General features: G+C 69.6%; 22 protein-coding genes and 1 pseudogene. 9 read left to right on the top strand and 14 right to left on the bottom strand.

The genetic code is table 11. The features are described 5' to 3' along the window. Positions 1-356 precede the first annotated feature (356 nt). On the top strand, positions 357-1,811 hold the full coding sequence (locus tag ACZ43N_RS36550) for a helix-turn-helix domain-containing protein (protein WP_468103368.1): 1,455 nt from the start codon (positions 357-359) through the stop codon (positions 1,809-1,811). Positions 1,812-2,014: 203 nt separating this feature from the next. Here the strand turns inward: ACZ43N_RS36550 and ACZ43N_RS36545 are convergent, their stop codons facing one another. Then, positions 2,015-2,242 carry a hypothetical protein gene (locus tag ACZ43N_RS36545; RefSeq protein WP_468103366.1) on the bottom strand — a complete coding sequence of 76 codons (228 nt, stop codon included), beginning with the start codon at positions 2,240-2,242 and terminating at the stop codon, positions 2,015-2,017. A 433-nt stretch (positions 2,243-2,675) separates the two neighbouring features. Here ACZ43N_RS36545 and ACZ43N_RS36540 point away from each other — a divergent pair, with 433 nt between their 5' ends. From ACZ43N_RS36540 to ACZ43N_RS36525, 4 genes and pseudogenes are all read left to right on the top strand, one after another. Continuing rightward, positions 2,676-2,816, top strand: coding sequence for a hypothetical protein (locus ACZ43N_RS36540; protein WP_468103364.1), 141 nt, complete (start codon positions 2,676-2,678; stop codon positions 2,814-2,816). 118 nt (positions 2,817-2,934) lie between these two features. Beyond that, on the top strand, positions 2,935-3,747 hold the full coding sequence (locus ACZ43N_RS36535; protein WP_468103363.1) for a hypothetical protein: 813 nt from the start codon (positions 2,935-2,937) through the stop codon (positions 3,745-3,747). A 77-nt stretch (positions 3,748-3,824) separates the two neighbouring features. Then, positions 3,825-4,178 (top strand): hypothetical protein, encoded by a 354-nt coding sequence (locus ACZ43N_RS36530; protein ID WP_468103361.1) that lies wholly within the window; start codon positions 3,825-3,827, stop codon positions 4,176-4,178. Between the two features lie 80 nt (positions 4,179-4,258). Beyond that, positions 4,259-4,882, top strand: a pseudogene (locus ACZ43N_RS36525) (relaxase domain-containing protein); the annotation flags it as partial. Positions 4,883-4,915: 33 nt separating this feature from the next. Here the strand turns inward: ACZ43N_RS36525 and ACZ43N_RS36520 are convergent. Beyond that, a complete protein-coding gene (locus tag ACZ43N_RS36520) occupies positions 4,916-6,091 on the bottom strand; it encodes a site-specific integrase (RefSeq protein WP_468103360.1) in 1,176 nt (391 codons plus the stop codon). Positions 6,092-6,237: 146 nt separating this feature from the next. Between ACZ43N_RS36520 and ACZ43N_RS36515 the strand changes: the two genes are divergently transcribed. After that, on the top strand, positions 6,238-7,311 hold the full coding sequence (locus ACZ43N_RS36515) for a hypothetical protein (RefSeq protein ID WP_468103358.1): 1,074 nt from the start codon (positions 6,238-6,240) through the stop codon (positions 7,309-7,311). Positions 7,312-7,491: 180 nt separating this feature from the next. Here the strand turns inward: ACZ43N_RS36515 and ACZ43N_RS36510 are convergent, their stop codons facing one another. Then, positions 7,492-7,929: a hypothetical protein gene (locus ACZ43N_RS36510; protein ID WP_468103356.1), complete on the bottom strand. Its 438-nt coding sequence runs from the start codon at positions 7,927-7,929 to the stop codon at positions 7,492-7,494. 508 nt (positions 7,930-8,437) lie between these two features. On the opposite strand from ACZ43N_RS36510, the gene ACZ43N_RS36505 reads away from it, so the two are divergent. Beyond that, entirely contained in the window at positions 8,438-9,301 is an 864-nt protein-coding gene (locus ACZ43N_RS36505; RefSeq protein ID WP_468103354.1) for a recombinase family protein, read from the top strand. A 1,202-nt stretch (positions 9,302-10,503) separates the two neighbouring features. Here the strand turns inward: ACZ43N_RS36505 and ACZ43N_RS36500 are convergent. Continuing rightward, entirely contained in the window at positions 10,504-10,638 is a 135-nt protein-coding gene (locus tag ACZ43N_RS36500) for a hypothetical protein (protein WP_468103353.1), read from the bottom strand. A gap of 1,356 nt (positions 10,639-11,994) precedes the next feature. Beyond that, positions 11,995-12,120, bottom strand: coding sequence for a hypothetical protein (locus ACZ43N_RS36495; RefSeq protein ID WP_468103352.1), 126 nt, complete (start codon positions 12,118-12,120; stop codon positions 11,995-11,997). Positions 12,121-12,557: 437 nt separating this feature from the next. Here ACZ43N_RS36495 and ACZ43N_RS36490 point away from each other — a divergent pair, with 437 nt between their 5' ends. Then, the gene (locus ACZ43N_RS36490; RefSeq protein WP_468103350.1) at positions 12,558-12,794 is read left to right on the top strand and encodes a hypothetical protein; all 237 of its coding nucleotides are present in this window, start codon (positions 12,558-12,560) and stop codon (positions 12,792-12,794) included. A 40-nt stretch (positions 12,795-12,834) separates the two neighbouring features. On the opposite strand, the gene ACZ43N_RS36485 is transcribed toward ACZ43N_RS36490, so the two are convergent. From ACZ43N_RS36485 to ACZ43N_RS36465, 5 genes are all read right to left on the bottom strand, one after another. Then, positions 12,835-13,872: a hypothetical protein gene (locus ACZ43N_RS36485; protein WP_468103349.1), complete on the bottom strand. Its 1,038-nt coding sequence runs from the start codon at positions 13,870-13,872 to the stop codon at positions 12,835-12,837. 6 nt (positions 13,873-13,878) lie between these two features. Further along, positions 13,879-14,055, bottom strand: coding sequence for a hypothetical protein (locus ACZ43N_RS36480; RefSeq protein ID WP_468103347.1), 177 nt, complete (start codon positions 14,053-14,055; stop codon positions 13,879-13,881). A gap of 168 nt (positions 14,056-14,223) precedes the next feature. Beyond that, positions 14,224-14,487 (bottom strand): hypothetical protein, encoded by a 264-nt coding sequence (locus tag ACZ43N_RS36475; protein ID WP_468103346.1) that lies wholly within the window; start codon positions 14,485-14,487, stop codon positions 14,224-14,226. Between the two features lie 341 nt (positions 14,488-14,828). Continuing rightward, complete coding sequence (locus ACZ43N_RS36470; protein ID WP_468103344.1) at positions 14,829-15,674, bottom strand: hypothetical protein; 846 nt, start codon at positions 15,672-15,674, stop codon at positions 14,829-14,831. Between the two features lie 98 nt (positions 15,675-15,772). After that, positions 15,773-16,027, bottom strand: a complete 255-nt coding sequence (locus ACZ43N_RS36465; RefSeq protein ID WP_468103343.1) for a hypothetical protein — start codon at positions 16,025-16,027, stop codon at positions 15,773-15,775. A 134-nt stretch (positions 16,028-16,161) separates the two neighbouring features. On the opposite strand from ACZ43N_RS36465, the gene ACZ43N_RS36460 reads away from it, so the two are divergent. Further along, positions 16,162-16,311: a hypothetical protein gene (locus ACZ43N_RS36460; protein WP_468103341.1), complete on the top strand. Its 150-nt coding sequence runs from the start codon at positions 16,162-16,164 to the stop codon at positions 16,309-16,311. A gap of 259 nt (positions 16,312-16,570) precedes the next feature. Here ACZ43N_RS36460 and ACZ43N_RS36455 read toward each other — a convergent pair whose 3' ends face one another. From ACZ43N_RS36455 to ACZ43N_RS36440, 4 genes are all read right to left on the bottom strand, one after another. Then, a complete protein-coding gene (locus ACZ43N_RS36455; protein ID WP_468103339.1) occupies positions 16,571-17,704 on the bottom strand; it encodes a tyrosine-type recombinase/integrase in 1,134 nt (377 codons plus the stop codon). Positions 17,705-17,759: 55 nt separating this feature from the next. After that, the gene (locus ACZ43N_RS36450; protein WP_468103338.1) at positions 17,760-18,371 is read right to left on the bottom strand and encodes a hypothetical protein; all 612 of its coding nucleotides are present in this window, start codon (positions 18,369-18,371) and stop codon (positions 17,760-17,762) included. A gap of 401 nt (positions 18,372-18,772) precedes the next feature. Beyond that, on the bottom strand, positions 18,773-18,940 hold the full coding sequence (locus tag ACZ43N_RS36445; RefSeq protein ID WP_468103337.1) for a hypothetical protein: 168 nt from the start codon (positions 18,938-18,940) through the stop codon (positions 18,773-18,775). A gap of 96 nt (positions 18,941-19,036) precedes the next feature. After that, entirely contained in the window at positions 19,037-21,970 is a 2,934-nt protein-coding gene (locus ACZ43N_RS36440; protein WP_468103336.1) for a hypothetical protein, read from the bottom strand. Positions 21,971-22,167 lie beyond the last annotated feature (197 nt).

Below are 22,167 nucleotides of genomic sequence, written 5' to 3'. Positions count from 1 at the left end.
GATCTGCCCGCCGTGCGTTCGCTCAGCGGTGCAGGGATGCTGCACCATCACTGTTCACACGGGCAGCGCTTACCGGTAACGGCCGTACTGCGCAGCCATGTTGGCCTGCATCGCCCGCGATCCCGGGAAGGGAAAGCATGAACCTTTTGCCTTGTGTGACATCCCTCGCCCGGCCTCGCCAGATGAGACTGGACGCCCCGGTGTCAGCGCTTATCACCGGCTTCACGGAGGCTCCGGCCGTTCCCGGTCTGCCCTCGGGTCCATTGCTGCTGGGAGCGGTCCCAACCGGACGCCGGGTGCTGCGCCAGCCGCGCAGTCGCCGGCGTGACCCTGACGCCGCGGAGGTCTGACAGCGCATGGGTCGTCGTGAGCAGCCGATCAAACCGTGCAGCAGATCTCTGCACAACCTGGCCTCCTGGCTTCGTGCCGGCCGCGAGGACGCGGGACTGACCTATGAACAGCTCGCCGCCGCCACAGAGTTCAGTGCGGACACCCTGAGGCGCGCCGTTTCCGGAAACAGTGTGCCGAGGAACCTCGGCGTGGTGGTCGCCTATGCCCGTGCGTGCGGGCTGTCGGGGGCTGAGGCCGAGAAGCTCTGGAAGCTCGCCCGACGTGACGAGGCACGCGCCGCAGGGGTGGTGAGCGGCCAGCGCAGCGGCATGCACATCAGCGTCGTCAAGGACTTCGCCGACCTCCACTCGGCCATCGTCGATCTGTACCAGGGCGCCGGCAGTCCGTCGTTGCGCAGCCTGGACCGTATCGGCGGCCACGGACGGCTTCCGCACAGTACGGTGGGCCGGGTCCTCAAGGGCCAGTCACGGCCCAGCCGGTCCTTCGTCATGGCGTTTGCCGAGGTCCTCGGCGTCCGCAGATCGGAGGTCGCCGAATGGGGCAAGGCGTGGGACCGCGCGGACCGGGACCGGCGCAGCACCCGCAGCCGCCAAGTGGCCCCGGCCCAGGGCGACGTTCAGGACCGGCTGACCAAGCACCAGCATGTGACCCCCCGCGATCTGCAGTTGCTCATGAGCGATCTGGAAGCCTTCGCGCGCCGGGGGCCGGGCATCAAGCTCTTGGTCATCCCTGAGGCCGAGTACAACCAGACCTACGGGTCCGCCTCCCGTATGACGCGGGAACTCCTCGTCGACCAGGCGCAACGGCAGGGAGACCTGTCCTGCCCCCGGTGCCGTCGGCCTTCCTTCGGCTACGACGGCGCCCAGGGTTGGCGTGCGGAAGTCTGTACCGACTGCGCGAGCGGGCCCGTGTCCTCCGCAGAGTCCCGAACCGGCCTTCTGAGGCAGGAAAAGGCCATGGTCCTCGCGCCCGAGCGGCCTCAGCTGCCTCAGCGGGTCCCCGGTCAGTGCTGGCCCCCTCCGGGGCACCCCGTTCTCTTCGAGGCGCTGAGCACGGACGTGTTCGAGGCCGCTGACGCGCCCCTGCCGCAGGTGTGCTGCAGGCTGTGCAATGACTTCCATGAGGCCGAAGAGGGGTGCCGGCCGTCGTCGGGCTGCACGGCGGCAGCGTCCGCAGCCCGCACAGGTCCTGTCCCTCAGCGGGAAACCGTGCATGCGCCGGATGCTGTGAGGCGAGTTGAGGCACGAGAGCGTGCCGAAGAGGAATTCCTAGCTGCGGCTGCCGCCGCTGCCTGCGCCGGTCGTCGTGCTGCACGAGACGACGGGCGGCCAGGCACCGGGCAAGCCGCGGCCGTCGCGATGACTGTCCGGGCTGGACTTCGCCCTGGCTACAGGTTCACGGGGCCCACAGCGGGAGGGCTGCATGCCAGAGCATCGCCTGCTGCCTCCGGTCCCGGCTAGCCGTTCCAGTCCGCTACGGCTGTCACGGGACGGAGCCAGACGAGACGCGGCCATGAACCGGAGAAGAAAGGTGGTGATCGTCGAAGCACAGCAGAGCCGAGGCCCACGGGGGGCGGGCCTCGGCTCGGGAGGGACCATGACTGGGATCGGTTGTTGAGCATCGTCGTGCCCAAGTCGCCTGCCGGATCCGGTGGCTGGAACGGTCAGGCCGGGTGGGCACTGTCGGCGGAGTGATCCTTCAGGGCCGCTGCCACGTGGGCCTGGGCCTTGGCCACGTACGCCTCGCTCTGGGCGCGGAACTCGGGGCTGGCGACCCGTTCGCGCACGTAGGCGTCCATCCCCGCCCGGATGACGGCGTTGGCGGTGGTGGACTGGACGGCAGCTATGGCCTGGATACGGTCGAGTAGCTGACTGGGAAAACGGACAGACACTACGACTTGTTTGTCCTTCTCAGCCTTCTTGGAGTCGCTGGGCACGCGGGTTCCCTTCGTCGGGGCATGGTCGGCCCCGTCCACGCCAGGGTCGGGGCTGCCATCCCGGTTCATACAGGTGCTGACAGGCGAGTCGAGGCACCGTAACTGACTGACTGAACGCCCCACAGCGTAGGGCACTACAGCACTACACGGTGCGTCGCACGTCACATTCCATACGCATTCCTAGCATCCCAGTTACCGCAACTACATCCCGGATGTGGCTTACAACACTTCCGCACTTCAAAGAGTGTCGACACGTAGATGTAGTTCCACATGGGATCCTCCATACGGACTACATGAAGTACCTCGATGGTGTTCACTACGCCAAGCAACATTGCGAACACACAGCGCACATGCCCTGGGGTGCGCCTCGACGCAAGGAGGAACCGACTTGAACCACCTGCTGCCCTTCCTGGACAACGGCGCCGACGCTGTTACCGGACTTGCTGCTCAGGCTGCCCTGCACACGCTGAACACCGTCGACCGCGAGGTTTCAACCGGCCAGGACATGAACCAGACGCTCCCCCCCTGACCAGGCACTCGCCAAAGTCCTCGCCCTGCAGGACGAGTGGACGCGTTCCCCCAGGCATCGTCCGCCGGCCGGAGTCCCGAGCCAGGAAGAGGGCTGGAACGACAGGGCCACCGCCGTCATGGGCCGTGTCGCGCGCGCCGTCCAGGAGAGCCTCGACGCCACGGGCATCTCCGGAAAGCCGATCACCGTCCTGGGATCCCACGGCAGTCTGGCCGAACGCACAGAAGCCTTCCGGGAGCAGGTGCGCAGCGGCCAGCCCGTAGTCTCCGTCTCCGCCAGCGGCTGCATGCGCCGCTGGCTCACCACCAGGGACACCACCGCCACCTCCCTGTCCATCCTCACCTACGTGCCCGGCCACCCTCTCTACGCGGCCACGGTCACACCCACAACGGCACTGCTGTCGGACTGCTCCGGATCCTGGCGCCTCACCCTCAATGAGGGCTGGCGGGCCATGACCGGCGAACCCCTCGTCGCCGACCCCGCACCCGACTACGTCCTCCTGCCCCAGTCACTGGAACACCTCGCACCCCAGCTCCGCCAGCACTACAAAGAGCTCCTCTTCCCCCACGACACCAGCTCCGCCATCGTCCAGGCCGTCCTCGGCGGCGCCGTGCCCGTGGCAGTCCACTTCACCGAACACGTCCTGGATTCCGCGATCCTGCCCGTCGCCATCGGCCACGGAATGATCGTCCGCCTCCAGGACAGCGGCGACCTCCTGGAAAAGCCCTGGGAAGCCAGCAAATACATGTACAAGGCCGTCACCGGCGAAGTCGCCTTCGGAGACGGCCTCGTCATCGCCCGCAACCTCTGGGACGCCCGCCGGGTCAGCCGCATCCTCGCCCGCGAGACCACGCTCCTCGAACAGCTCAACCCGATCGACGCCTTCCTGGCCGACGAGGACGACCTCTTCGGCTTCGAAGAGAACGACTGACCCATCCTCACCTCAGCACACCTTCCCCCACCGGACCCGGCCGGCGCCCCCGGCCGCCCCCATCAAGGACAGTGCACGTGAACAACCTCACCCTCATCCCCGACACCCCCCAGGGTGACGAACAACAGAGCACCACCGGATGGCGCTTCAGCGTGATCCCACCCAAGGACGTCTGGGCCCGCTGGTACACCGGCATGAAAACCCTCCGCCGCCCCGCCGGCACCCTCGCCCTCCCCGCGATAGCCACCACCGGCGCCCTGCACTTCACCCACGTCCTCCAGGACAGCGACACCGCCATGGCACTCGGCCTGACCGCCCTCACCGTCGGCTACGACGCCGTCATCGCCATCTGCCGCACCTGGCACAAGACCAGCCTCGCCGAGCAGCAATACCCCCACCACAACGCCCACAGCAGCCGCACGGCAGCCTGAACGGCGCACGGGTGCTCCGACGGCTGTCGGGGCACCCCATACATCCGTGCGGCGACGGCCGGTGCATCAGGGTCTGTTCGATGACCACCTCCGAAGCCGCAACGTCTGCGAGTTCGATCCTGATGACTTGGAACGCTTCGAGCCCGGCCAGGAACGTGCCCCGTGGATGTGGGAGGCGGGAGGCCGACCCCCGGTTTCGTCGCGGGCATCGCGGCCTCCTTCAGGCCCTGCACGGCGAGCCGGTGCGGCTGGCGACCGGCGGTCTGCTCGCCTGGTCGGTCGAGCACCAGAGCCCCGGCCCCATCCGGGCCGGGGAGCCCGGCGACCTGCATCTGCATCTGCACCTGCACGTCACGATCGCCAACATGGCGCTGTGCTCGGACGGCGGGTGGCGGTCCATCGCCAACAGCGGCCAGGACCTGCACCGGCACGCGTCGGCCGCCGACGCTTACTTCAAGGCGCGCGTCCGGTATCTCACGTACGAGCGCTTCGGCGTACGGCGCGAGCGCAACGAGCGCACCGGCGCCTGGGAAGTCCGGGGCGTCCCCGAGGAACTGCGCGACGCCTTCAGCCGCCGGGCCGCGATCGTGGACGAGAAGGCCGGCGCCGACGCCTCCCGCACGGAGAAGCAGGCCGCCTCGATGGAGACCAAGCGCGACAAGGTCGACGTCGACGCCACCACGATGCGCGACAGCTGGCGCCGGCGCGCCGAAGCGGTCGTCGGCGACGTTGGGAGGTCAGGCGGTCGCCTGCTCCCGGGCCCTGGCCCGGGCGGCGGGCAGCGGGTTGTTGGCCTTGCCCCGGGCGGGTTCGATGTAGTGCTTGCGGACGGTGGGGGAGCCGGGTTTCCAGCGGCCCTGTGCGGTCGGGTCGCCGCCCGCTTCGGAGATCTCCTGGGCCGGGCCGCGGCGCACACCGTGCGCGGTCGCCGTGCGGCCGTCGGGTGCCGTGACCCCGGCGAGCCGGGCGCGGGCCTTGACGATGTCCCCGATGGCGTCGGGGCTGAGGAAGTCGCCGCGCGGCCCGGAACGCGGGCGGATGCTGCCGCCCCGGGTGATCTGCCGGAACAGCGGGCCCGACGTGATGCCGTGGCGGCGCAGCTCCTCCAGCCAGGCGCGCACCCGCGTCACGGGGCACACGGCCGGCTCGTCGGGGTCGGCCGGCACGAAGGTCTGCTCGCCCTTGGCGGCCTGGTCGGTCTTGGAGAACGCCACCAGCACGCTCACGCCGTCGTCCTCGACGAGCAGCTGCTCGATGAGGAGGTTCGCCAGCTCGCTGCGGCGGGCCAGCATCCCCCAGCCGAGCGTGAGCAGGGCCGCGTCCCGTGCGGCCTTGGGCCGCTCGCGGTCGCTCGCCGCGGTGCACGTGGCGACCATGGCGGCGAAGGCGGGCGTACGGATGGGCGGGGCCTTGCGGGGGGTGCGGCACCGGGCCCACTCCCGGGCCCGCTTGCGCAGGATCTGCCGGGCCTCCTTCGTGCCGGGCTGCTGCCCGTCGGGGTGGGCGGAGCGGATCGCGGACATGTGGACCTGGATCGAGGAGGGCGCCATGTCCCGCTGGACGAGGTGGCCGACGTACTCCACGAACGTCGCCGTGGTGCACGGCATCGGCACCCGGCCGTGCTCGGCGCACCAGGCCTCGAACTGCCCGAGGGCGGAGTTGTAGGTACGGGAGGTGTTGGCTGGCGGCGCGGTGTCGATCAGGTCGGCCGTCTCCTGCGAGATCCGGAAGTCGGCCTCGGTGTACGCCGGCAGGTCCGCCGCCGTCGGGACGGGCGCGGCCGGGCGCAGCAGGGTGTGCCGGTCCACGAGTGCCCGGGGCCCGGGCGCCGGCGCGGGGACGGGCAGGGGCCGTTCTTCCTCCTCGTCGACGAGCTCGGCGTCGACCACGTTGGCCTCGGCGGAGTCGGCCACGTACCCCCCCCTCAAAGTAGCCCTGTATAAGGGAAATTATACGGGGCTAAGCAGGATCTCGCCGGTACGATGGGTCGTCTGACGCTCTGTCGGACACGGACGCCCCAGGGTCGCCCGTCACCCTCGTCTCGCACCAAGGGGTTTCCTTGACCACGCTCCTCGACGTCACCCTCACCCCGGACCAGCACAACCTCCTCGCCACGATCGCCCGGTCGTGGCTCGACCGGGGCGACTGGCCGGTCTGGGGCAGCGTTCAGCACCACTTCGATCAGCGGGACGTGGACGCCGACGCGGTGTTCCACTCCCTGCCACGGATCGGGGCGGATGTGCCGTACGCCGCCGGGTACGGCTTCACCGTCCCGATGCGGGCGCCCATCAACCCGCGCGACCAGGTACGGCTGACCGTGGCCTCCTCCGTCGTCCTGCCCGAGATGCGGATGATGGCCGGCGAACCCTTCGTGCGCGCCCTCGAGTACATGGTCGACCTGTACCGGAACAGCCCCGTCCTACACAACGACACCCCCCGCGCGATCATGCGCTCTGGCTCCCTGGCGGACGCGATCCCCGGTCTCAAGCCGCAGTTCATCCAGGTGCTGCCGGACCTGCTCTCCAACGAGCCTGCCGTCAACACGAACGGAGGCGGCGGCTTCACCGACGGGACGTGGGAGCGGGAACTCAACCGCAGCGTGTGGCAGTTCCGTGACGTGCGCAGCGTAGAGGAGTACGTCAAGAAGACGTGCGAGATCGTCGCCGCGACGGCTGCCCAGTTCGTAACCGCTCCCACCGTGGAGGAGGCGGCAGCCGTGGCCGTCGACCCCGAGCCCGCGTCGTACGTCGACCTCGCTCTCCTGGCCGACCTGGAGCAGGCTGCCGCGACGACCCGCTGGAAGCTGCACAAGCTCCTCGACCTGTGCCGGGAGCTGAACCACAACTACGCGGCCGGGAACCCCTACTCCTCCGCCGCCATGATCCGGGCCATCCTCGACCACATCCCCCGGGTCTTCGGGTACTCGGACTACAAGGAGGTGGCGAACCAGCACACGTTCGCCATGAAGCACACCGACGGGCAGCACGCCAAGAAGCTCCTGGACTTCAAGGACATCGCCCACGACGCACTGCACCGGCAGATCGGCACCAGCGTTCCCGCCCTCCGCATGAACGACCTGCCGGAGTCTGTCCGACTGAACGCGATCCTCCACGAGCTGTTGACGCTCCTGTGACCCGGCAACAGCGCGGGATGGGCCGGGGCGAGGCACTGGTGTGATCGTGCCGACAGGCACACGGAACTCCGTGGGACTCCGGACGGTACCGACGACCAATCCCCGGCCTCCGAGCCGCGGGCGTGACGTGCACGCGACCGAAACCTGACACGTGGTCCGGCTTCACATGCTTGGGCGTCCTCAGAACGGTGGTTCGTCGGCGTAAAGGGCGCGGCCTCCCCAACCGGAGGGCGGCGGGGCGGACGAGGGGGGTGGAGCGTCCAGTGCCTCGTTCCACAGGCGCCGCAGGTCCTGCCGCCACGTGGACGTATCGTCCCCGAAACCGCCCGTGTGGTACTCCGCGTCGGGATCGATGTGGGCTCGCTCGCACAGCACCGTGAGAACTGCATCGACTACGGCCCAGCTCAATGGGACAGTCTTACCCCGCAGCATCTTGCGGACCGTCTCCCGGCTGACTGTGAAGGCGTCGAACTGTGACTTGCCTGCGATGTCATCAGAGATGGTCCGCAGCGTGGGACGCCCAGCATCCCGGTAGTACGAAAACAGCGCCTCAACAAACCGGCGTCGCGGGCCGCTCGGCAGCTCCGCCTCGGTCGGCATACGCAAGACCTGTGCCACGAACCCTCCCCTGGCCTCGACCAGGTAAGTCTACTGATGACAACCGATGGCACGCTAAAACCTACTAATGACCAGCCTTGGCAACCAAAGAACCCGCGCTGACCAGCGCAAACCCGAGTGACCAACTAGTCGGAGCAGCCCCCAGACTGGATGTGAGAGCGCCGAACTCCCAAGCACCTCGTGGAGTTCGCTGCGGCAGCCGTCGCCCGCAAAAAGGCGACGGCCCCCTGTTGCCTCAGGGAGCCGCCTCGTGAAGCGACCGACAGCTCCACACCAGGAGGAACCATCAGCACTACATCCGAGCCTACGGGCCAGCCGAACGAACCGTCACCCCGACTTCGCTGGATCTTCTGGAAGAGCCGGGGCCCCGACCTGCGCAAGCACCGACGTAACCGCCACCTGTGGTCCCTTCTCCGCACTGCTGGCTACGGCCTCGTTCGCGGCATCACCACGACTGCGGGCGGCGTACTCGTCACCGGCATCCTCTGGTGGATCCAGCACCAGTGACATGACGGCGTCCTGCCCCAGGGCAGGTGGCTGGGCCCCGGAGACACCTCCGGAGCCCAGCCACCTGCGCCGCCCATCTCTGGAGCCGGAGACGTCGTGCCGGGCACTCAGGGAGGCAAGGCCGCGGTCGGCTCTCCAGTGTCACAGTTATGCCCTATTCCGGGTCTCGACGGGCAGTCAGCTCGACGGGTTCGGACTGGAGGACCAGGAGCGCATCGTGCGCCGCTGGACGCGCGAGCACGGGCACCGCCTCGTAAAGCTGTTCATCGAGAAGGCCGTGCCCGGCACCGTCGCCGGAGACGAGCGGCCCGAGCTGGCCACCGCCCTGCTGTGGGTCGAGGAGAAGAAGGCCCAGGGCATCGTGGCCCCGAACCTTGACCGCCTGGCCCGCGAGTTGGTGGTGCAGGAGGCAGCCCTGGCCCAGACGTGGAAGCACGGCGGCCGCGCGTTCATGGCCGATCAGGGCGAGATCCTGCCTGACGACCCTGACGACCCGATGCGCACCGCCATGCGCCAGATGATGGGCGTCTTCGCCCAGCTGGACCGAGGCATGACTGTGGCCAAGCTCCGGCGCGGCCGCCGCATCAAGGGGGAGAAGGGGCAGTACGCCTACGGCGCCCCGCCGTACGGCTGGCAGGCCCACAAGAAGGAGCTGACCGAGGAGGAAGCCGAGCAGGCTGGCCGGACCCGTGCCCGCCAGCTCCGCGACGAGGGCGAACTGTCCTTCCGCGAGATCGCCGCCGCCCTGGACGCCGAGGGCATCCGACCCAAGCGCGGGGAGCGCTGGCACCCGGAGACCGTCCGCCGGATGCTCGCCAACACTGCCGACCGGCCATCGACCCTGCGCCCGAGATCCTCGAAGTAGTCGCCGGACACAACGGACATCAACCTCGCATTACTGCCAGGTCACAGGTAGCAGAGGTCTTGGACTGATCGCCTAACTCACCTGCTGGAAAAGGTTGTTCTGACGACACACCAAAAATCGATGAACCCGCCCGCGGTACGCTCACGGCACGTGATTGTGTGCGCGTGATCGACAGAAAGGCAGGTCGATTCAAAACGCCGAGCGTGGCCAATCACGCAACGCTGGGGGGGTGGTTGACATGAGCATGACCTGCGCTAACTCGCTTCTCGGCTTACCCCTGGACGTCTTCTGGCGGGGTCGGATAACGGGCCAGACCACATCCGCGTGGTCTTGACCAGCGTCGTCGGGCGTCGTCGGAGAGCCGACGACGGGTCTGTCAGACTCAACCCCGACCTTGACCAGGTAACCCCGGAGGCAACGCCCCCGCTTCACCGACGCATGCCAGGCAACGACTCGGGTCAACCCAGGGTGCGCGACCTGTGGATACCCGTCGACTCCTCGTCTACGGGTATCCACAGCAAGACGCCTGACCTTCTTCCCCCCTGCTCCGCCACGGTGCGCGGTCCGTGGATCCTGGCGGACGCTTGTCGACGGGGCGTCGACGGGCGTCCACAAGGAGACCGTGGTGGTGGAGCGCCGCCGGCCCGCGACTTCACCCGGTCAACCCCTCCCCCTTGACTGGAGGGCCCAGAGTCAGCCTCTGACCTTGACCGGGCAAGGGAGACAGGCTGACTCTGACAGACCCGTCGTCGGCTCTCCGACGACGCCCGACGACGCTGGTCAAGACCACGCGGATGTGGTCTGGCCCGTTATCCGACCCCGCCAGAAGACATCCAGAGGCAACCGTACGCGGCTGAGAAGTTGGGAGTCTGCAATCACGTTTGGTGAACGTGAATTATCGATGCGGGGATGTTAATTCCGGTCCCAAAGCTGACTGGTTCGCGGATAATTAACCCGACAGGCAAGAGGGAAGCTGCTGAAATATTTGGCGACACCTGAAATAGTGGTCGTGAAATATCAAAGCTGATTCGTGGTAGTGTAGCTACACGAGACAAGGAAAGTTGGTCTCGTACGCAGTCCAGACATGACTACGCCCCACGGTCCGCCAGCAGGACGAAGACGTGGGGCGCAGCCGCGATGTAGGACTCGATGGGCCCGCCCTTCGCGAGAGGGTAGGGCCCATCAGCTTCTCCAGCTGCAGGTCAGATCTTCCAGGCGTAGTACACGGCCTGCAAGACAGCACCTACGAGCCGGACCACGTCTGTGACGCGGCGGATCAGCTTCGCCCACACCGGATCATCCTTGCCCCCGTCTGCGGGGCCCGTTCCGGTGAGCACACCTACCTCCTCTCGATGGGTAGTCCACGTGGGCACCACCCAGGCATCCGAGGAGGAATAGTGACGAGAATACCATTGAGAGGGAGCGTCCCGAGACCTCTCGCGGTACCGGGGGATCTTCTTTTCCGAACCTGGGCGGCACGCCCATAAAAGGGCCCGGCAATGCCCCCGTGACGGGGTCAAAGTTCTAAGCGATATACGTAAGAGGGCTATGGCGGGCAGAAACCGGGCTCACCCAATAAACCCGCAGCTCAGGGCCGTGGGAGCAGTGGCCCGAGGGCGACCGTAGCCCGCACTCTGCGAGGCGGAAGCGCCGGCCGCGCTCCGCAGGACGTCCGACGCCGAGGGGCCCCCGCGGTAGCCGCAGCCCTTCCCCCTAGGGCACCGGCCTCGGGGAGGGAGGGGGGAGACGCACCCTTGTTGGACACGGAAACCCCGCTCCAGCCGGACGGGTCGCTGTCCTGGCGTCGTCGTCCAACAACCGATCGGTTCCTGCACACGCTCTCTCCGGCTGGGTTCGCTCACCTCGGCTGGCGCCCACCACGACGCCCATGCCTGACTGGATGCCCTCGTGGGGCACAACCGCGCTGATCACGATCATGACGTCCCTGCTCACCCTCATAATCAGCGGGCGGTACATCTCGCCTCTGCTCGAAGTCCGCAACCGGCAGTTCCAAGCGAAGATGCAGGCCCGCGAGAAGTTCCAGGCGAACATGCTGGACCTCCTGTCCGCAGTCACCCACCTACTCACCGCACCCGTCGTACCGGAGGCAACCGACACCGTCCGTGCCGCGCTGCGGGAGGAACGCACCCGCTGGCGTGCCCAGGTCGACGAGACGACCAAGTACCTAACCGACCACGCCGTACAGCTCCTCTTCGCCTACAAAGGGCCACAGCTCCCGGATCTGGCGGTGCGCTATCTCCCTTCCAGCCGGGCCCAAGTCCTCGCCGAGGTGCCCGTCCCGAGCGCAGCACGGGCACCTCGGGGCCGTCCTCGACTGAGACCGGGGCGAGTCGGCCGCGCAGTCGGGCTGTGGCGGCCGGCACCGCGGCGAGGATGCGAGCGGCCTCCGGGTCAATCGCCGCGAGGACCTCCGCCAGCATGTCGATGGCGTCGGCCGCATCTTCGACCGCGCCCGTGCTCCAAGCCCCCGGCGTCACCGCGTCGACCAGCTCGCACACCGCATCGGCCACCGCCGCCGCCCACTCCTCGACGCCCGGCCCGGCCTGTCCCAGTTCCATGTCCCGCCCAACGACCATGCCGTCTGCCAGATGCCCGCCGCACGGCGAGGGCCCGCGCCGACGGACGTGGCACGGGCCCATATCGTCCCGGACGGAACGGGGTTGGAAGGTCTATCAGGCCACTGCGGCCGTGCGCCGGCGGGACGGCGTTGCCGGGATGCCGTGCCCGTCCAGCGTCCAGGCCGCGCGCTCCCAGACTGGCGCGGTGTCGTCGGCGATGCGGTGCAGGAGAGTGGCCATGGACCGGCCGTCCTCGGCGACGTCCAGGGAACGGCTCCAAGGGACCCCGGCTCCGTCCCGGGGGACCGACGGGACCGTGGAGTACGGGTAGTCCGTCCAGGCGAACCACGCCGACCAGATGCAGGCGACGCTCGGGTAGACGTTCGAGTTCGGCGCGGCCCACGGGTGCAGCGGGTCGGGGCCGGACTTGAGCGGCTGAGTGCGGGTAGCGGCTCGAAGGGCCCATGTGGTCGGGTTCCTCGACTACCCGCCGGTCGGCGAGCGGCATCGAGCTGGTCGAGGACCTCACCGCGCTCGGGTGTGCCGTACTCCCCGGCCTGGGCCGTGTAGAGGACCGTGGTCGCGGACTCCGACGACGGCCACGCCCTGAGCGGACGGCAGCGCATCGCGTTCGACGTCGACGACCAAGAGCACGGCGGCCGACGGCGGCCGCTTTCGTGAAGACGGCCGCAGCCGTGGAGGGCTTCCACCAGGTCCGAAAGGCCGTCGACGACGAGGCCGACCCGCAGGTCCTGCGCGCCCGGCGGACACTGCGGACGACGACCCGCACCGCGTGGGCCCACTCCGATCACGCCACCACGCTCAAGCTGCTCCGGCAGGCGGGGCTGCCGAATGAGGACCTCGCGGCAGCGGGCTACAGCCCACTTCTGCTGGATGCTCTGGAACGATCGTGAGCCGGTAGCCGATTGCGTGGGCCTGTGCCGTACGTGGGCGTCACGCTGCGGATTCGGACTCCGCCAGAAGTTCCTCCATGAGGACCTGGTATCGCGCCAGGTCCTCGGCCCAGTCGGGGATGACGAGGTACTGAACGACGTTGATGGCGATGGCGGCCTCGCCGCCCATCCCGAGGACCGGGGCGAAGCCCCCGATGCGGACCCACTGGTCCCACATCTTGTCGGCCATGAGTGTCCGAAGGATCTCTGGCTGCTTCGGCACCCGCTGCAACAGCAGGATCCCCACAACCGCGTTCCCCTTGGTACAGGCACGCACCGCAGCACACAGAGTCTTGTCGTCGGCGTCCTGGATGGCACGGATCAGACCGCGCAGGCCGCCCGCCAGTGGGGACTGAGCGAGCAGGTCGACGCCCGCCAAGGCGGCGTCGCGGTGGGCAGCCCGGATGTCCTCGATCATCTCGGCGTTCTCGGGCGAGGCAGCCTCCCAGGCCTCCACCAGTTCCTCGAAACCGACGTCGTCGACACCGCCGACCATCATCCGGGCGCCCGGGTCCATGAGCGCCCTGTGGAACATGTTGGACACCGATCGCGACGGCGGCAGATCGAACTCGGCTTCGACCGCGCCGGCGCGCAGGGTCCCGTCGAAGTCCAGCCGGGGGCAGCGCCGACCGTTCAGCATCCCGGCCGCCATCTCCTGGCGGGCCTCGAAGGCCTTGTCGGACTCACCCTCGGGGACCTGACCGAGGTCGATGCCTGCCCGCCGGAAGGGCCGTTCGAGGGCATCGGCCACCGCCTTCCGCAACCGCGCCGCGGTTTGCGGGGTGTCACTGAGAGCCCAGTAGGTCCAACCGATCCAGCTGATACTGCGACCGGGCCTGGATGCGACAGCCAGCCAGGCAGCCCGGTGCACGATCTCGGCCCGGATTTCCCCCGTCCCGGGGTCGGTCCAGTCCGCAGTCCGGGGAAGCCACAGCTGCGTACGCCACCGCTCCAACTGGGTCGGGCTGACGGCGAAGCCGAGCTCCCCGACCTTGGCGACCAGCGCCAGTTCGACGGGGGAGGGGTTCGTGCGGGTCATGGTCAGTCAGCTCCTGCGGTCCTGGTTGTCGGTGGCGATGACGGTGTAGACGGCGGCCGCCGTTCCCAGCGCGCTCGCCCATGCATCGCTCTGCGCGGACAAGACGGCGGCCGCGACCACGAGGAGCCGCGTGAGTAGAGAGGGACTGTCGCCTCCCCCGGGAGCGAGATGGATGACGTTCATGAACGAGGCACCTTTCGCGGTGACGGTCCTGCCGGACACCCCGACAGGGCAGACCGGAGCCTTCCGGTAGCCGGTCCGGCCTGCACTGCCATCTCGCCACACTGCTTTCGGCGGAGTGGGGAAAACCTCGCGGGGTGCTCCTTGGGGAACCGCAAGCCGGCGCGCGTCCTACGGCGCGCTGCCGATGCGGGTCGCCATAGGGGTGGGAGCCGGGCTTCCCGAGGAGGGTTCGGCGACCTCGATGCCGCCGATGAGGAAGGCGCCGATGGTGACGACGGCCGCCGCCGCGGCGATCGCGGCCACCAGGCGCTCCCCTTTGGTCGTCGTGGTCACGGCCTGGGTGGTGGGTGCCATCCACCGGTAGACGTAGCAGCCGGCGGCCAGCGCCGTCCCCGCCACGAGGATGGTGGCCAGGTCGAACGTCAAGTTCACAGGGAGATCCCCCTTGGGTGCGGGCATGCGCCAGTCGCATGCGGGCGTGGAGCATGAGCGGGTCTCACCCCTTGTGTCGCGGGGTGATGACCAGGACCGGGACAGGGCAAGGAGTGTGCAGACGCGGGGAGTTAGCCGCGCAAGTCCGTACCGGCTCGCCGCGAAGGAGGCCGTCCGTCAGCCCCCGGAGGGGGGCCGACCTTCGCATTTCAGCGCGTGAGGCAGAGCGATCCGGGTCTCTGACACGGCGGCGGGTTACCCGGTGCAATCCAGCCGAAGGACTGAGAGACCGCACAGAAGACGTGGGGCAACCGGCCCTACGGAAAGCGGGTGAGGCCGCTTCAGGCCGACGGAAGGTCCGGGCGCTGCTGCGCGGCACGGCGGCGCCGTTCAGCGACCAGCCGCCTGACCTTGCGCCGCACGTGATCGCCGAAGGCATCCGGGTCGGCGGCCCCGGCGTACGTGGCGGCCTCCGTCCAGGTGGTCCCCTCGTCCTCGGCGTACGCGAACACGACCGCCCGCTCGGCCAGGTCGAGCGCGCGCAGAACAGCGTTGAGCCGGTCATCCACGAAGACCCCGCCCGCCGTGTGGGCCAGGTAGTCGACGTCAGTGGCGACCAGGTCGTGCAGTGACACCCCGCCCAGTTCGGCGTCCAGGGAGAGCACCCGCCCGTGCCGGGTCCGGCGCCGCCATACCGGGACCAGCTGCCGGTGTATCGTGCTGCCCTCCGCCTTCAGCGCGCCGAGCGCGGTGGCTGGCAGGTGACCGGTCTGCCACAACGGATCGCACCAGGGGCCAGCCAGCGCGGTGGACAGGGCCTCCCGCCACCGCTCGCTGCGGCGGAGCACAAGGACCTCGGCGGCGAGGCGGTCGACCTCGGTGTCCCGCTCGGCAGGTGGGAGGTTCAGAAGGTCCACTTCCTCCGGCCACGTGCCCCAGACGCCACCGCGGACCTTGATGGCCTCCACGAGGTCCGCCGCGCCAGCCGGAGGCTCCGTCGACGGGGGGAGCGTTGTGTTCCCGTTGTGACGAAGGTGTTCGGGCCGGATGAACGACAGGCGGATGCCGTCCTCGGTGTGAACGGCGTACTCGAAATCGTCTCCGGCACGCTGCCCGGGGATGATGGGGAGGTCCCCGGCTTGGGGGCGGTGCCAGTTGGGCCAGATGCGTGTCGACTCGGAGGTCACTGCCTGCTGCTCCTTACGCGATCGGGATGCTTCACCTCTCGGTCCCGGGGAGGGGGGCCACCGGCAATAAATCTTCTCAGTCGTCGGTGTGATCTGCGTCACGATGCTTGGGGTTCCGGGGAGGAAGGAAAGTCGGCGAACTCCCGGTCAGGGGTGGCGCGGTCGCGGGCTTGTACCGCGGTGGCGCGATGAGTGGCGGTGTGGTCGGCTTCCAAGTCGGCGCGTTCCTCGTGCCGCTTGGCGCTCTCCTCGCGCAACTCGGCCAGGCCGCGCAGGACCTCGGCGCGGGTGGCGGGTTCGGCGCCGTCGCTGCGGTTATCTAGGGTGCAGAGACTTCCCCGTAGGTCAGGCACCCTGATCTGGTGTCAGGCGAGTAGGGAAAGTGCGGCTTGGCATGGTCCGGGAGGTGTTTCGACCGAGCGGTCCGCGCCTCCCCGGCTCTGTAAAACTGCGGCACGCCCATTCCGGCAGCCCCTTTGGAGTCCTCATGCCGCCCACGCCCGACCGCGCTCACGTGATCGTCACCGCTGGCCTTTCGGCCGTCGTCGCAGGCCTGGCCGTTGTCATTGCCCCTGAACTGCTGCCGGTGCTAGCCCTGGCCGTCACCGTGTTCGCGGTGATGATCTCCCTGCTGTAGGAGCGCTCCGGGCGGTCGCGCCGACTACGAACGAGTCGTAGTCATCAGCTGGGAAACCCAGATACGCGCGAGGCCCGCCAGGCGCCCTAGCCGGAGGCAGCAGCAACAGGGAGGCCCGTGGGTCACAACGTCACCAACGTGCCGAACATGCCTGAACACCCCGCTGATACCTGTCAGGCAGGGTCTCCCCGATCCACATGACCGACATGCCTGACAGCCAATCTGCGCCCAAGATAATGGGTAAGACGGCGCAGGTGGATCAGGCCGCTCCGTCGTCCAGTGCACCAGCGAGGTCGGCCGCGAGGGCGTAGCCGGGGCTGTCGTCGAGCAGTTCCTTGCGCTTGTTGTAGCGCTGCGTGGTGCGCGAGTCCCGGTGGTCGGCCCACTGCTGGACCTTGTCCGGGCGGGCGTCCCGCTTCGCCAGGGCGTGGGTGATGGCGTCAACCTTGGTACCGTGCGGCCCGCGCAGCGGAAGTCCGGCCCGTTTGGCGAGGGACCGGAGCAGTCGCCACACGGCCGGTTCGTCGAGCTGGCCGCCGGTGGCGGTGCAGAACAGCCAGCCGGTTGTCCGGCCGTGGAGGTAGTCCTGGAGGGCGTCCCAGGCCACCGGCGGGATCGGCTTCTTCTTCCGGCCGCCGCCCTTCACCTTCTCCAGCAGCAGCACATGGTGCCCCCGGTCGTAGCCGAGGTCCTCGACGCGCGCGTTGAGCAGGGAGTCGATGCGCAGGCAGCAGGTGTAGAGCACGAGCAGCAGGGCGTAGGCGCGCTTGCGGTACGCCGCGACGCGGTGTTCGTCGCGTGCGACGGTCAGGAAGCGGGCCCACTCCTCCTCGGTGTAGCCGGGGGTGGCGGAGTAGTCCGGGTCGACGTAGGGCCGCTGCACGGCGTCGAAGGGATTCTTCACCCCGTCGTCGCTGACCTTGTCCAGGTAGGCGAAGAACGAGGAGGCAGCCGACAGAGCGTTCTTGCGTGAGGCATCCGAGAGCGGCTTGCCCGTGCGCGCCATCTCGCCCCGTCGGCCGCCCTTGCCCCGCACCCACGTGGGGGCGGTCTCCAGGTGGAGGCGGAAGGTGTCGGCGAGCCCGAACTTCACGGCCATCGGGTGAGTGCCGTGTTCGCGGGCGAACTCCTCGAACGCGCGGAAGCCGCGGGCATACGACCTCTGGGTGTTCACCGAGCGCTGGTGAGCAATCCACGAGGCCGCCAGGGGCGGCAGTACGTCGTCGGCGCCGTACAGACCGACGAGGAGGTCGTACAGCCGTCGGGCGTGCTCCGGCCAGAGATCGCGCGGGTCTCGGCGGGCTGTGGCCGGCGTCGCCCGCGGCGAGCGCTCCAGCACACCGTCGGTCGCCCGGCCGGCGGCGGGCATGCCTTCGAGGGCAGGTGAAGTCACGCATCCTCCTCTGGCGTGGTTCGGCGGTGGCCCTGACACTCGTTCGGGCCGGTCACTACATCCACGGCGACCGAGAGGTGCGGCGGCGGGGCGGTTCGGGGGCGGGGGCGACGTTGCTGGAGGTCGATCGCTGCCAGACCCTGCCGTCCTGGGCGCGGCACTCAAGGTGGAGGAGGACCGTGGTCGTGGTGTGGTCGTAGTCGAGCGCCACGTGAACCGTCTCCGTGCCGTTCCCGGCGGCCATCGGGCCGATGTCGGTCTCGTCCACACGGCCGTAGGAGTCGGTACCGCTGCCGTACTCGCCCCTCAGGCCCTCGACGCCGTCGCCGTCTGCGGTGACGAGTACGGAGGTGAGAGCGGGGCCGGACTCCTGTCTGAGTACGAGCACGCCGTAGGGGAAGCTGGGGTCGTGGGTGTCGGTGTGCGCCTGATCGACCACGAACTGCGGGCCGGCGGCCTGGTGGCGGTCGGCGTCCTCCGCGTCAAGCTGGCGGCGCATCAACCCGACCTGTTCCTGGGCCGCGTCCGCTTGGACCAGCGCAGCGTCGGCCTGGGTACGCGCGTAGTCCGCGGATCGTCTGGCGATGCGCGCCTGCCAGATGGCGATGACGGCCGCGACACCGCTGACCCCTGCCGCTGCGATCGCCGTGCTGAGTTCGCCGTTCATATTTCCCCGCCCTCAACCCCGGATGCCGCCGCTTCTGACGATCTAGCAGAAGCGCACAGGATAACCGTAATTATCCTGTCTGTTTCTTGCGTTCGGTGGGGGCCGCGCTAGCGGTCGGCGGCGGTGCGCAGGGCGTCGGTCTGGAAGCCGCTGAGCGTTTCGCGGGCGGCCGCCGGGGTGGGCCCGGCGAGCGCGCGGCGCTGGGGGAGGTTCCAGCGGGCGGCGCCGAGGTCGTCCTTGCAGTGGGCGTAGAAGGACTGCAGGGCGGAGACGGCGCGGCCGCTGGAGACGGCGGCGAGCGGGGTGCCGTCCAGGTTGGTGAGGCGGGCCGCCCAGTCCTGAAGGTGCTGGGGCTCGAAGTGCCAGACGAGATCGCCGATGGAGGAGAACCAGTCCTGATGCTAGCCGGGCGGGGCGTCGATTCCGGCGAGCAGCAGTCCGTAGCGGTAGCGGGTGTCGGCGTCCCAGGCGCGGCCGCGGACCTCCTGGCCGTCGGGCCGGGTGTACGCCCCGGCGAGCCAGCCGCGCAGGATCGCATGCGGGTCCGGGGCCTCGGTCGCAGAACTCATGGCGTCACTCTATGAACCGCCCTGTGCCGTGAAGCGGTACTTCTTCGCCAGACCCTTCGCACGCTCAGGTCAGCTCATCACGCTTCGCGTCCCTGATCACTCCAGGTCGCCCCACGCCCAAGGGGCAGCGACACTCCCATCAGGCTCCCGACCGAACCGGAACCGCTCCCGGTGGCCATCGATCCTGATGAACACATCGAAGCGCCCTTCGACAGGAAGCCGTTCGGTCAAGGCGGTGGCCTGCTCCTGCGCCCCGGCCTCCCGCAGTTCCCCCACCAGCCGGGCCACGGCGAACGGGTCGTCGAGGGGGACGTGGGCGGTGGGGTCACGGGCCAGCAACGCGGCGACCTGCTCCTGCGCCCCGGCCCCCCGCTTCAGCAGCCGGGCCACGGCGGACGGGGTGTCGAGGGGGACGGGGGCGACGGCCCGTTCGGCCAGGGCGGTGGCCTGCTCCTGCGCCCCGGCCTCCCGCAGTTCCCCCACCAGCCGGGCCACGGCGTCTGGGTCGTCGAGGGGGACGTGGGCGGTGGGATCACGGGCCAGCAACGCGGCGACCTGCTCATGCGCCCCGGTCTCCCGCAGTTCCTTCAGCAGCCAGGCCACGGCGTACGCGTTGTCGAGGGAGGCGTGAGCGGCGGCCCGTTCGGCCAGGGCGGTGGCCTGCTCCTGCGCCCCGGCCTCCCGCAGTTCCCCCGCCAGCCAGAGCACGGCGGACGCGTCGCCGAGGGGGACGTGGGCGGCGGCCCGTTCGGCCAGGGTGATGGCCTGCTCATGCGCCCCGGCCTTCCGCAGGTCCATTACCAGCCAGAGCACGTCGGACAAGCTGTCGAGGGAGGCATGGGCGGCGGCCCGTTCGGCCAGGGTGGCGGCCTGCTTCTGTGCCCCGGCCTCCCGCAGTTCCTCCAGCAGCAGGGCCACGGCGGACGGGTTGTCGAGGGGGACGTGGGCGGCGGGGTCACGGGCCAGCAACGCGGTGGCCTGCTCCTGCGTCCCAACCTCTCGCAGTTCCATCAACAGCCGGGCCACGGCGTCTGGGCCGTCGAGGGGGACGTGGGCGGCGGGGTCACGGGCCAGCAACGCGGCGACCTGCTCCTGCGCCCCGGCCTCCCGCAGTTCCTCCAGCAGCAGGGCCACGGCGTACGGGTCGTCGAGGGGGACGTGGGCGGCGGCCCGTTCGGCCAGGGCGGTGGCCTGCTCATGCGCCCCGGCCTCCCGCAGTTTCTCCAGCAGCCAGGCCACGGCGGACGGGTTGTCGAGGGAGGCGTGGGCGGCGGGGTCACGGGCCAGCAACGCGGCGACCTGCTCCTGCGCCCCAGCCTCCCGCAGCCTGTCCAGCAACCAGGCCACGGCGAACGGGTCGTCGAGGGAGGCGTGAGTGGCGGCCCATTGGGCGGGGTGGTGGTCGGCGGGGTGCACGGTGCGGAGGTGGTTGACGAGGGCGGATGCGGCGTGGGGATTGCCATGGGTGGCGGCGTGTTTGTGGAGTTGGGCGGCGTCGCGGTACAGGCCACGGGCCCAGGCGGCATTTCCGAGGGCGTTCAGGTCGGCGGGGTGGGCGTGGGCGGCGGCAGCGGTCCAGAAGTCGATGGGCGGGATCTCGGCGCGGTGGCGGCGGCCGTGCTGGTCGAGGTAGTCGGCCAGCCGGTACAGCGGGCCCTGCCCGACCCCGGTGCGATGCCCAGCAGGGGGACCGGTAGGGGCGCCGCTGCGGCGGTTGCGCTGGTTGCGGGGAGTGCCGGTCTTGACGGGGGTGAGGATGCCGGGGATGCCGTTGCAGGGCTTCGTGACGTAGTGCAGAGCCTGCTGAAGCCAGTCGTCACCGCTCTGGTTCCACTCGGCCTCGGTGAGGTAGCCGGGGGCAGCCTCGGCCAGCCAGGCCAGAGGGATGCGCGGACCGGCGCCGAGACGGCGGGCGTCCATAGCCGCGTGGATGAGCGCCTTCGTCGCCGGCGGGGCGTCCTCGAAGCGGCTCAGCAGGACCGGAACCCCGGCCAGGTACTGGGTGATCTGTCCGTCCGGGGCCTGTTCGGCGGCCTCCCCGAGCCGGGGGTCGGCGCCGGCCGCCTGGGTCAGCTCGCCCAGTGCGGCGCCGGTGAAGGCATCCGGCACTCTGATCCTGTGGCCGTCCAGCAGCTCCCGGGCCTGAGCGTGCCGGTCCGCCCCGGTGCGGGTGATCAGGGTGTCCCAGTGGTCCGGCCACAGGGTGGCCAGCACCAGCACCGGGGCCCGCTGCGAGTCGCGCAACAGGTTCCGCAGGCCCGCGGCGATCTGCTCCCCGAGTGGGGCGGGCAGCAGGTATTCCTGGGCCTCGTTCAGCCAGATCACGGTGTACGGGGCGATGTCGGCGAGTTCGGCCAGGGCGGCGTCGGGGCGGGTGGGGTCGATGGGATGCCACAGCCGCCAGGGCTCGTCCCGCCCGCGCAGCAGGGTGAGGGTTTCCCAGCAGGCGCGGGTCTTGCCGGTGGAGGAGCCGCCCACCAGCACCGCGATCCGGCTGGACCCGGCGACGGCCTGTACCACTACCTCGGCCAGCGCCCGGTCGTGCTCGCGCGGTACATACGCCGGCAGCACCGGCAGACCGGCGGCCGGGGAGCCGATCGCATGGTGCACCTCCAGGTGGAACGGGTCGGCCACCTCCGACAGGGGCCGGCCCGGCCGCATCCGCTCCAGCACCGCCCGGCCCTGCCCGGCTTGGACCGCGGCACTCGTGCCGTCCGCGCGCCGACGGGCCTCGGCCTGGTAGGCGCGCCGCCACTTGTGCACGTCCAGCACCGCAGCCGCCGCCGGGTCACCGGCCAGCCCAGCGCGCTCAGCCTGTGCCCGCACGGCCCGCACCAGGTTCAGCAGCTGATCGCTCTGCTGGGGGAACCGGTCGGCGCGCAGCCAGTCCCCGATCGTGGTCGGGCTGACCCCGACGGCATCGGCCAGTGCGCGCTTCGACGGCTGCTCCTGCAGACGCTCGTCGCGGAACGCCGCCAGTTCGGCGATCAGCTCGGCGTATCCCGGTTCCTGCGCCGCCGGTCCCGTCATCACGACGCCTTTCCCTCCCGCGCGGCCCGGGCACGGGTGTCCACCCCGCCCCTGGACACCCTGGTGGACACACACCCCGGCCGTGGCGTGAACCCTAACGCCCACCAGCCCGCTTCGCCGCGATGTGTCCAATCCCCACTGGGACTCCTGTGGGACGGCCCCCTGGACAGCCAGCCTCATCCGCATCCCGCACGGCC

The organism is Streptomyces sp. NPDC030814, assembly GCF_055572155.1.
The sequence above is the reverse complement of the archived record's forward strand: the minus strand, read 5'-3'. Positions and strand labels throughout refer to the sequence as shown.